The sequence below is a fragment of the Protofrankia sp. CiP1_Cm_nod3 genome, from assembly GCF_982290655.1.
On record NZ_CEVIVD010000066.1, the window covers coordinates 18,541 to 24,027 of the forward strand.

The window sequence follows — 5,487 nt, forward strand, 5'->3', positions numbered from 1 at the left end:
ACCGAATGCGACGACCCACCGAATGCGACGACTCACCGACTGTGATGATCCGCTGGCTGTGACGGCCTGCCGGGCAGGGCCGGCGCAGGCCCGGATCCGGATCTGGTGCCGGGCCCGGATCAGGTGCCGGCGTCGGAGCCGGCGTCGGCGTCGAGGGCGGCTCGCAGCGCGTCCGACAGCGTGTCCACCTCGGCGAGGCCGACGACCAGCGGCGGGCAGAAGGCAAGGGTCGACGCGCCGATCGGACGGACGATGACACCATGGGTGAGCATGTGGTCGCGTATCGCGGTGGCATCCACCCCGGCTGGCAGGTCGACCGCCCACATGGCGCCGCGGCCGCGCACGTCGGTGAGGCCGTGCGTCCGCGCCACCGAGCGCAGGCCGGCCGCGAGGCGGTCACCTATCGCGGGCGCCCGGCCGATCAGGCCCTCGGACTCCAGCAGGCCGATGTTGGCGAGCGCGGCCGCGCACGCCGCCGGGTGCCCCGCGTAGGTGCCGCCGTGCCGCAGCACCACATCCGGGCGGGTCAGCGGTTCGTGCACGGCGGGCCCGAGGAGCACGCCGCCGAGTGGCTGGTAGCCGCTGGTGACGGCCTTGGCGAAGGTGACGATGTCGGGCCGGACGCCGAAGTGGTCCGCGCCGAACCAGTTCCCCAGCCGCCCGAAGCCGGTGATCACTTCGTCGAGGATGAGGAACACGCCATGGCGGTCGCACAGCTCGCGCAGCCCGGTGAGGTAGCCCGGCCGCGGCGGGTGGACGCCACCGGCGCCGATCACCGGCTCCGCGATCACCGCGGCGGCCCGGCCGTGGCTGTCGGCCAGCACCGCGCCCACCGCGTCCAGGTCGTCCTTGTCGACCTGGACGACATCGCCGACCCCTGGGCCGAATCCCTCCCGGTTGGCCGGCAGCCCGGTCAGGGTCATCCCGCCGTAGGTGACGCCGTGATAGCTCGGGGAGCGGCTGATGATGATCGTCCGCTCCGGCCGGCCCGCGAGGGCGTGCGCGAGACGGGCGATCTTCACCGCGCTGTCCACCGCCTCGGACCCGCCGTTGGTGAGGAAGACCCGCGCCTGTGGCATGGGCGCGAGCGCGGCGAGCCGCTCGGCGAGCGCCTCGGCCGGGGCGTTGGTGAACCGCTCGAAGAGATGGAACGCGTCCAGCTCCCGCAGCTGCGCCGCGACCGCCTGGATGATCTCTTCGCGGCCGTGGCCGACCGCGCAGTGCCACAGGCCCGCCATCCCGTCGAGGTAGCGGCGGCCGGAGTCGTCCGTGACGTATGCGCCCCGGCCGGAGACGATCCGCAGGAACGACCCCGCGGGCGCCGCCGGACGCGCGAACGGGTGCAGCAGCGGCCCCGGCTCCGCCGGTTCCCCCGTCCTGGGAGGCGACTGGGCAGGGTGCGGCCGGGCGCGGGAGCCCGGCTGGGCGGGGTGTGACGCGGGCGCGGGGCGTGGCATGCAGGCAAGTAGCGCACGTCCCGGGCAGCGTCGCAACAGCCCCGTCGTTCCAGGCCCGTCGTTCCGCCGGGCGCGTGGCGGGGCTCGCTCGGAGGGCGGCGGGACAACGCCGTCCCCGCCAGGCCCGTCCCCGCCAGGCCCGCCCGCATCGGGGGGCGAACCGGGAACAATCATGATTTGTTCTACCGGATACGCCCGGAAATAATCGGTAGTCCGTAAGCAACAGAAATCCTGTAAGCGGTGGAAATCCTCCCGGAGTTCTTCATCCGTTATGGAGCTGGCATTTCCGGGACGGCTGTCGGTGCGGGTTCCCGCACTTCGCGCCAGGCCGGTGGCAGGACGGTCCTGTCTTTCGCGCGTCAGCTGTGGACCGGGCCGGCCGGTGCCGGGCGGGCTACGCTTTCCCTACCGGGCGCCGGTGGTCCGAGCGGCCCGGTCGGGTCCTCGCGATTTCCGGATTCCCAGGTCACTGGGCGGAGGCGAGGTCACTGGGAGGGGGCGCAGCACATGGCCGGAACAGCATCCGAACCGAAGGATGGCATCCTGCCGGCCCGCCGTGACGAGCGGGTGGCCGCCCTTACCGAGCGTGAGGAGCTGCGGCTACAGGAGCGCACCCCGGGCTCACGGGCGATGCACGACCGGGCGGTGCGCTCGATGACGAGTGGGGTCCCGTCGTCCTACCAGGCCCGTGATCCCTGGCCGATCTACCTCACGCACGGGCGCGGTTCCCGGGTGTGGGACGTCGACGGCAGCGAGTACTGCGACTTCCACAACGGCTTCGGCTCGATGGTGCAGGGGCACGCGCACCCGGCGATCGTCCGGGCGGTGCGGGAGCGGATCGGGCTGGGCAGCCATTTCGCCATGCCGACCGAGGACTCCCTGATCGTCAGCGAGGAGCTGGCACGCCGTTTCGGCCTGCCGCAGTGGCGCTACGTCAACTCGGGCTCGGAAGCGACCATGGACGCGATCCGGATCGCCCGGGCCGTCACCGGGCGTGAGACGATCATCAAGATCTTCGGCTCCTATCACGGCCACCACGACTACGTGATGGTCTCCATCGGCACCCCGTACGACGAGATCGGCCCGCCCGACAACATGGCGTCCCTCGCCTATGGCGAGGGGATACCGCGGGCCGTCGTCGACCTGACCGTGCCGGTGCCGTTCAACGACGCCCCGGCCATGGAGCGGCGGATCGAGGCGCTCGTCGCCGACGGGCGGCCACCGGCATGTGTGATCATGGAAGCCGCGATGATGAACCTCGGGGTGATCCTGCCCGAGCCCGGCTACCTGGAGGCCGTCCGGGAGATCACCCGGCGTCACGGCATCGTACTGATCTTCGACGAGGTCAAGACCGGGCTGTGTGTGGCGCCCGGGGGAGCGACCGAGCGGTTCGGCGTCCGGCCCGACATGGTCACCCTGGCCAAGGCGCTCGGCGGCGGTCTGCCCTCCGGCGCCCTCGGCGCGACCGCCGAGATCATGGAGGTGGTCGCGTCGGACCGGGTCAAGCAGGTCGGGACGTTCAACGGCAACCCGCTGACCATGGCCGCGGCCCGGGCGAGCCTGCTGGAGGTCCTCACCCCGCAGGCGTACGCCCACCTGGACCGGCTGTGTGAGCTGCTGATCGCCGGCTGCGACGAGATCCTGCGCCGGCACGGGCTGCTCGGCTACACGGTCGGGATCAGCTCGAAGGGCTGCGTCCACTTCACCGACGCGCCGATCCGCGACTACACCTCGTTCATGGCGCACCAGAACGCGGCGCTGCCGGAGCTCGCGTGGCTGTACAACGCCAACCGGGGCGTGCTGATGGCGCCGGGCCGGGAGGAGGAGTGGACGCTGTCGGTGCAGCACACCGAGGCCGACGTCGACCGCTACCTGGACTCCCTGGACGCGCTGGCCCGCGATATCACCTCGTGACGGAATGTCACCTCATAGCGGAATGTCACGGCCTGGCGGGATGGCATCTGCTGACGGACTGTCACCACGTGGCAGGCGGGCGCCACCCGCTGACGAGCACCGCCGGGCCATCGAGGGGACCTCGGGCGCGCGGGTGGCCCGGCCGGCCGCCCGGGAGCGCCCGGGAGTGCCAGGGGGCACGGCGGGGGATACCGGGGGAGGCTGAGGATATCCGAAGGACTTCCTGAGAGGCGGCTCAAGGATGACCGGGGATATGACGCTCAAGGGATATTTCGGTATGATTTCTGCGTCAAATCCTTCTGACGGGGACGTAATCCGTGGTCTAGTCTGCCTGTCAGTGGCCTTCTCGCGCCCGGGGATTCCGCGACCGGCCGAAGAACGCGCGGCCACAGCTCTTCTCGCGCGCTCGGAGCCCGGCCGGGAACCCGGTGCCGACGCCAGCCGGCAATCCGGTCGACGCCGGCCCGGCCCCAGGTCCGTTCGATCCATATCGGCTACCGGAGTGTGCGTATGGACAGGATTCTGACGAACTTCATCGGCGGTACCAGCGTCCCGGCGGCGGGCGGCCGCACGATGCCGCTGGTGAACCCGTCCACCGCGGAGGTCTTCGCCGAGGCGTCCCTGTCCGGCCCGTCCGACGTGGACGCCGCGGTCCAGGCGGCCGGGCGCGCCTTCGAGTCCTGGCGCGACACCACGCCGAGCGAGCGGGCCAGGGCCCTGCTCAGGCTGGCCGACGCGGTTGAGAAGCGCGCCGCGGACCTCGTCCGGGGGGAGAGCGAGAACACCGGCAAGCCGATCGAGCTGACCATGAACGAGGAGATCCCGCCAATGGCGGATCAGATCCGTTTCTTCGCCGGTGCCGCCCGGCTGCTCGAGGGCCGCTCGGCCGGGGAGTACCTGGCCGGTCACACCAGTTTCGTCCGCCGGGAGCCGGTGGGGGTCTGCGCGCAGGTCACGCCGTGGAACTACCCGATGATGATGGCGGTGTGGAAGTTCGCCCCGGCGATCGCCGCGGGGAACACCGTGGTCGTCAAGCCGTCGGAGACGACGCCGGTGAGCACGCTGCTGCTCGCCGAGATCGCCGCCGAGTTCCTGCCGCCCGGCGTCCTGAACGTGGTGTGCGGGGACCGGGACACCGGCCGGGCGCTGGTGGCCCACCCGCTGCCCGCGATGGCGTCGGTGACCGGCAGTGTCCGGGCCGGCATGGAGGTCGCCCGGTCGGCTGCGGACTCCCTCAAGCGGGTCCATCTGGAGCTCGGGGGCAAGGCGCCGGTCATCGTCTTCGACGACGTCGACGCCGAGGAGGTGGCGGCGGGGATCGCGGGCGCGGCCTACTTCAACGCCGGCCAGGACTGCACCGCCGCCACCCGGGTGCTGGCGGCCCCGGGCGTCCATGACGATCTTGTTGTCGCCCTCACCGAGCAGGCGCGGGCGACCCGGACGGGGCCACCGCAGGAGCCGGCGGCGGCCTACGGCCCGCTGAACAACCTCGGCCAGCTCGGCCGGGTCCACGGCCTGGTGGAGCGCAGGCCGTCGCACGCCGAGGTGCTCACCGGTGGGGAGCCGCTGGATCGGCCCGGGTTCTTCTACCCGGCGACGGTGGTCGCGGGCCTGCGCCAGGACGACGAGATGATCCAGAACGAGATCTTCGGCCCGGTCGTGACCGTCCAGCGCTTCAGCTCCGAGGACGAGGCGGTGGCCTGGGCGAACGGGGTCGAGTACGGGCTCGCCTCCAGCGTGTGGACGCGTGACCACGGGCGGGCCATGCGGGTCGCCCGCCGGCTCGACTTCGGCTGTGTATGGATCAACACCCATATTTCGCTGGTGGCCGAGATGCCGCACGGCGGCTTCAAGAAGAGCGGTTACGGGAAGGACCTGTCGATCTACGGTCTGGAGGACTACACCCGGGTCAAGCACGTGATGAGCAACATCGAGTTCTGACCGGTTCGGGCTGTCGGAGGCCGGCCGGGGGCCGTGACGGTGCCACGGGCGGGCATCCCGCACCGCACCGCACCGCACCGCACCGCACCCGGCCGACCTGTGATGAATGGTCGGAGGACGGCCATGGATGAGATCCGTACTCGTAGGGCGCATGACCTGATCGGCCTGCCGGGCG

Annotated in this window: 3 protein-coding genes; 2 read left to right on the forward strand and 1 reads right to left on the reverse strand. The window is 71.5% G+C overall.

The features are described from left to right. Positions 1-119: 119 nt before the first annotated feature. Complete coding sequence (locus AC5LUJ_RS14170) at positions 120-1,457, reverse strand: aminotransferase family protein (RefSeq protein ID WP_250281809.1); 1,338 nt, start codon at positions 1,455-1,457, stop codon at positions 120-122. Between the two features lie 507 nt (positions 1,458-1,964). Here AC5LUJ_RS14170 and AC5LUJ_RS14175 point away from each other — a divergent pair. Together AC5LUJ_RS14175 and AC5LUJ_RS14180 are read left to right on the forward strand one after the other, a co-directional pair. Beyond that, positions 1,965-3,371: an aspartate aminotransferase family protein gene (locus tag AC5LUJ_RS14175; protein ID WP_250281807.1), complete on the forward strand. Its 1,407-nt coding sequence runs from the start codon at positions 1,965-1,967 to the stop codon at positions 3,369-3,371. A 510-nt stretch (positions 3,372-3,881) separates the two neighbouring features. Beyond that, on the forward strand, positions 3,882-5,312 hold the full coding sequence (locus AC5LUJ_RS14180; RefSeq protein WP_250281806.1) for a gamma-aminobutyraldehyde dehydrogenase: 1,431 nt from the start codon (positions 3,882-3,884) through the stop codon (positions 5,310-5,312). Positions 5,313-5,487 lie beyond the last annotated feature (175 nt).

What these genes read in the sequence shown, in the direction of transcription:
- AC5LUJ_RS14170 (WP_250281809.1), bottom strand. Translation starts at nt 1,457, where the DNA reads ATGCCACGCCCCGCGCCCGCGTCACACCCCGCCCAGCCGGGCTCCCGC.
- AC5LUJ_RS14175 (WP_250281807.1), top strand. Translation starts at nt 1,965, where the DNA reads ATGGCCGGAACAGCATCCGAACCGAAGGATGGCATCCTGCCGGCCCGC.
- AC5LUJ_RS14180 (WP_250281806.1), top strand. Translation starts at nt 3,882, where the DNA reads ATGGACAGGATTCTGACGAACTTCATCGGCGGTACCAGCGTCCCGGCG.